5 protein-coding genes are annotated in these 4,056 nt (G+C 67.7%); 2 read left to right on the forward strand and 3 right to left on the reverse strand.

Features of this window, described 5'->3' with window-relative positions; all coding sequences use genetic code 11:
- The first annotated feature begins 178 nt into the window (after positions 1 to 178).
- Positions 179 to 682 carry a J domain-containing protein gene (locus tag HR086_RS22145; protein WP_141648537.1) on the forward strand — a complete coding sequence of 168 codons (504 nt, stop codon included), beginning with the start codon at positions 179 to 181 and terminating at the stop codon, positions 680 to 682.
- On the opposite strand, the gene HR086_RS22150 is transcribed toward HR086_RS22145, so the two are convergent.
- Positions 622 to 1,608, reverse strand: coding sequence for a stage II sporulation protein M (locus HR086_RS22150; protein ID WP_141648538.1), 987 nt, complete (start codon positions 1,606 to 1,608; stop codon positions 622 to 624). The genes HR086_RS22145 and HR086_RS22150 overlap by 61 nt on opposite strands.
- Positions 1,609 to 1,610: 2 nt before the next feature.
- Complete coding sequence (locus HR086_RS22155; RefSeq protein ID WP_174466585.1) at positions 1,611 to 2,375, reverse strand: RDD family protein; 765 nt, start codon at positions 2,373 to 2,375, stop codon at positions 1,611 to 1,613.
- Between the two features lie 521 nt (positions 2,376 to 2,896).
- Here HR086_RS22155 and fruA point away from each other — a divergent pair.
- Positions 2,897 to 3,586 (forward strand): response regulator transcription factor FruA, encoded by a 690-nt coding sequence (gene fruA / locus HR086_RS22160; RefSeq protein ID WP_141648540.1) that lies wholly within the window; start codon positions 2,897 to 2,899, stop codon positions 3,584 to 3,586.
- 67 nt (positions 3,587 to 3,653) lie between these two features.
- On the opposite strand, the gene HR086_RS22165 is transcribed toward fruA, so the two are convergent.
- Complete coding sequence (locus HR086_RS22165; protein ID WP_141648541.1) at positions 3,654 to 3,875, reverse strand: MbtH family protein; 222 nt, start codon at positions 3,873 to 3,875, stop codon at positions 3,654 to 3,656.
- Between the last annotated feature and the right edge of the window lie 181 nt (positions 3,876 to 4,056).

Genomic DNA, 4,056 nt, shown 5'->3' on the forward strand with positions numbered 1-4,056 from the left:
GGCCGGAGCGGCGGCGACGAGCAGCAGTCCGGCGACGAGCAGGGGGCTCATGGGCCCCTATCTAACCCGAAAGCCGGGTGCCTGGAGCAGCCGCGCCCGTGGAGATTTTCTTGACGCGATCTCCCGACATGGGAGTTTGGCGGTGCTACAGGCGTGTTGCTGACGGGAGCAAGTGCTGATGAACACTGCGGTTTCGAGCTGGCGGACCCTGGAGAACGTGGAGGTGGAGTGCACCCACTGCGGCATCCGGATGACCCTTCAGATGGGGAACCGGGTTCGCTACTACCGGTGTTCCGGCTGCCACCGCTGGGTCAGCAGTACCTACACGGACGTGCTCCGCGCGGACGCGAAGGTGCGCACCCACCCGGTGAAGGACACCGGCGCCCAGGATGAGCGCTTCATCGAGGTGAAGGACCGGCTGGAGCGCTGGCTGTCCGCGATCGAGGACCAGGACCCGTACCAGCTCCTGGGCGTGTCGCCCCTGGACTCGGCGGAGAAGGTTCGTGCGCGCTACCACGCGCTGGCGTTGGAGCGGCACCCGGACCGAGGCGGCTCCGTGGAGAAGATGCGCGAGCTGAACGTGGCCTATGAGCGCATCCTCCGCCACCAGCAGCACAAGCGTCAGGACGCCCTGACCTCCGGCACCGTCTCCGCTTCCGCGCTGCCCGCGCGCAGCAGGTAGCCCCAGAACAATCCCCCCAGGGCCAGGCCGAGCGCGGCCTTCGCCCAGGTGGGGAACAAGTCGCCCGGGGACACGTAGCCCTCCACCACGCCGATGAGGGCGAGGAAGGGCGCGCACCCCAGCACCAGCTTCACCGCTTCCCGCCCGCGCAGGGCCAGTGCCTGTCCCCGGGGCAGCTCCCCCGGGTCGATGAGCGACTGGCCCACCATCAGCCCCGCTCCGCCCGCGATGACGATGACGGACAGCTCCACCGGGCCGTGCGCGGAGATGAAGTCCATAAGCCTCCCCAGCATCCCCTCGCGGGCACACAGCGCGGCGATGGCGCCAATCTGCACGCCGTTGTTCACCAGGATGAACACCGTCCCCAGCCCGTAGAACAGGCCCATGGCGAAGGTGAGGATGGTGACGGTGAGGTTGTTGGTGGCGATGCCCGACGACACCGAGTTGGGGGGCGCCACGGACAGGATATCGTCCGTCCACATGCGGCCCTGGGCCACGTACTGACGGACGCCCGCGGGCACGAGCAGCTCCGCGCCCCGAGGCTCCCACAGCACCACCAGCGCGCCCAGCAGCAGGCCCAGGATGAACAGCGCGGCGCTGGCACCCACGTAGCGCAGCTCCCGGCGCAGCGTCTGGGGGAACTCGCGGCGGAAGAAGGCGCGCACCGAGGCCCAGCGCTCGCGCGGGGGTTGGTAGATGGCGGCGTAGGCGCGCGCGCAGAGCTGGTTGAGGAAGCGGTGCGCGTCGGTGCCAGGGTAGAACGTCTGCGCATGCGCCAGGTCCGAGGCGGCGCGGCGATACAGCGTGTCCAGCGTGCGCAGCTCCTCCAGCGTCAGGGTGCCCTCGCGCTGGCGTGTGAGCAGTGCCTCCAGGGAGTCCCAGCTTCCGCGATGGCTGGCGACGAAGGCCGGCAGGGCGACGGCCATCTCTAGCGCTCCACCTGAACGTGGGCCCGCAGGAACGCCTCGGTGGCCTCGGCCGACGCGAGCACCGTGGCCTGCTCCTCGGACGTCAGCCCGCCCAGCTTCTCCACCAGCTTCGTCCCCATCCTCCTCCGGGCGTCGGCTTGCAAACCGGGCGCGCGCGTGAGGAAGGCCAGCACCAGCTCCACCTCGTCCGGCGTCAGCGCCCGCGTGGCTTTCGGACCCGGGGCGCCGGCTTCGGGCGCCCTCGTCGCGGTGTACTTGTCCAGGTCGATGCGCTCCTCGCGCACCAGCACCGTCCCAGCCAGCAGGTCACCCAGGCGTCGGTGCTGCGGCGTCAGCAGCATGCTGATGCAGCCGGCGGCATAGACACCCGGCAGGAAGTCCACCGCGCGGCACAGGTTGCGCACCGCGCTCTCGTAGAGGCCCACTGGCGAGCCATCCAGCCGCACCACGCGGATGCGCAGCGCCCGCTTGCCCGGTGTCTGCCCATGGAAGAAGACCTCGCCCAGCGTCCAGTACAGCCACTGTGTGGCGAAGATGCCCACCACCAGCAACGTCTGGCCCACGCCCGACAGCCCCTGGAAGACGCCGAGCACGTCCGACACCAGCAGCGTGAAGACGAAGTACGCCACCACCCAGAAGAAGAAGAGCAGGCTGGCGTCCACCAGCCACGCGAGGCACCGGTAGCCGATGCCGGCCACGGGCAGGGAGAGCGCCACGCGTTCCGGCGTGGCCACGGCGAGGTGCGGAGTCGAAGCGGTACTCATGTCCGCTACCCAGCATACACGCCGCCCGCCGTACCATCTCCCACCTGTTGCGACCCGGCTGTCTGGCTAATCCAGGCTCAGAGGGGTGTTGCGTGGTGGACATCCGGACCCACGACGGGGGACGGCGGGTATCGGCTGTTGGACGGAAAAGGCTGTCATGGACGCGACAGCGATGACGAACCAACGGACGCGGTGCCCGAATCCAATCCGATTCGCGCACACTTGACACTCGCGCCAGGGGCGCCTTCGCCTCTGCGCTTTCCCGGTGTTAGGGTATTCGTGGCGTTGAACCTGGAGCTGGCTCCAGCGGAGGTGGAGCCCGGAAGGACGTCGCGAGTCGTGGGTAGTTGAAAGCAGTCAGGGAGTCGGGTCTTACATCGATGGGCCGATCCCGGAGTGGTTCAGCGGACGTGCACGCACGACCTGGAAGCCTCTTCCCGCTGGCCTGAGCTGTCCGGAGGTCGGAAGCAGTCAACACTGCAGTCCAAGTTGTTTCGCCATGGCGGCTGGGGGGCCTTCGCATGGCAACTAATCAAGCAGCGATCCGTGTATCCATTCTCGAAGGACCGTGGGCGGCGTGGGAAAGCCTCGCCGACGGTCTTCGCGGCGAGGGTGTTGCCGTGACCTCGGTGACGAGGGACGTGCGACTCTTTCTCGATGGGCTGGGAACCGATCCGCCACAAGTGGCGGTGATGGATGTGGAAGGAGATAGCGAAGCGGCCGTGGGCTGCTCTGTGACCGAAGGCATCAACCTGTTGCGCGAAGCCCGCAAGCGTCGGCTGGAGGTGCGCATGTTGCTCCTCTCGGCCGTGAGTGCTCCGGAGATCATCTCCCAGTGCTTCGACGAGGGTGCCTCCGGCTACCTCTTCCGGAAGGGGCTCGGCACGTCCGCCGTGTCCTCGGCCATCAACTCGCTGGTGCGAGGTGAGCGGCTCTTCCCGGTGCAGCTGTTGCGCAACGACTTCGAGCATCCGCCCGTCACGTCACCCACCGCGAGTGTCCTGCTGGCGCTCACTCAGCGCGAGCGCGAGGTCCTGGCGTATGTGGCCGGGGGCGCGGACAACTTGAAGATCGCCGCACATCTTCAAATCGCCGAGCGCACCGTCAAGTCGCACGTCACCCAGCTCTACCGGAAGCTTGGGGCCGAGAACCGCACCCAGCTGGCGTTGCGCGCCTGCCATCTGGGGGTTCGTCCGCCGCCGGACCTCTGAGACGTTGAACCCCGCCCTCGGACCCCAGTGAGTTCACCGGGGTCCGTCAGGCGGGGCGCTCGTCGCTTCAGTTCTTCAGCGCCTGCTCTTCCATCTTCTTGCGCAGGCTCAGCGGACGCATGTCCGTCCACACCTGCTTGATGTGCTCGAGGCACTCGGCCTTCAGGCCCTGCTTGCCCGCGTCCTTCCAGCCCGGCGCGTTCTCCCGGTCCGCCGGCCAGATGGAATACTGCTCCTCGTGGTTGACGACGACCTTGTAGATCGTCGTGTCCTCGCGCTCGTCCGCCATGTGAGTGACTCCTGAAAGTGGCTGCATCTTGTTCACATCCCAGGAAAAGGGGTCAAGACCGCCAGGAGTAGGCGGATGCCTACCGACCCCTCTGCTGGAACACTGCTCCGACAGGCTGTCCTTCCCGCGACCATGCGTCCTGGTGCGAGAGAGAGCCACCCCCTGTCGTGAAGGTGGCCCG

This window comes from Myxococcus sp. CA039A, from assembly GCF_013336645.1.
Taxonomy (GTDB): Bacteria; Myxococcota; Myxococcia; order Myxococcales; family Myxococcaceae; genus Myxococcus; species Myxococcus llanfairpwllgwyngyllgogerychwyrndrobwllllantysiliogogogochensis.

What these genes read in the sequence shown, in the direction of transcription:
- HR086_RS22155 (WP_174466585.1), bottom strand. Translation starts at nt 2,375, where the DNA reads ATGAGTACCGCTTCGACTCCGCACCTCGCCGTGGCCACGCCGGAACGC.
- HR086_RS22165 (WP_141648541.1), bottom strand. Translation starts at nt 3,875, where the DNA reads ATGGCGGACGAGCGCGAGGACACGACGATCTACAAGGTCGTCGTCAAC.
- fruA (WP_141648540.1), top strand. Translation starts at nt 2,897, where the DNA reads ATGGCAACTAATCAAGCAGCGATCCGTGTATCCATTCTCGAAGGACCG.
- HR086_RS22145 (WP_141648537.1), top strand. Translation starts at nt 179, where the DNA reads ATGAACACTGCGGTTTCGAGCTGGCGGACCCTGGAGAACGTGGAGGTG.
- HR086_RS22150 (WP_141648538.1), bottom strand. Translation starts at nt 1,608, where the DNA reads ATGGCCGTCGCCCTGCCGGCCTTCGTCGCCAGCCATCGCGGAAGCTGG.